Annotated in this window: 1 protein-coding gene; it reads left to right on the plus strand. The window is 65.2% G+C overall.

From position 1 onward, the window contains the following. Window positions 1–201 (plus strand): P-type ATPase actuator domain-containing protein (locus AKL25_RS23610; protein WP_157050752.1); only part of this gene is annotated, 201 nt, incomplete at both ends.

Genomic DNA, 201 nt, shown 5'->3' on the forward strand with positions numbered 1-201 from the left:
GGAAGTGCGCGTCAAGCCCGGCGAGCGTATTCCGCTCGACGGCATCGTCACGCAAGGACAACCGTCAATCAATCAGGCGCCGATCACCGGCGAGAGCATGCCGGTCGCCAAGCAAGCCGGCGATCAGGGGTTTGCCGGCACCGTCAACGGCAACAGCGCCTTCGACTATCGCGTGACCGCCGTGCAGAGCGAATCGACGCC

The organism is Herbaspirillum rhizosphaerae, from assembly GCF_001189965.1.
In the GTDB taxonomy this organism is placed as follows: Bacteria; Pseudomonadota; Gammaproteobacteria; order Burkholderiales; family Burkholderiaceae_D; genus Herbaspirillum; species Herbaspirillum rhizosphaerae.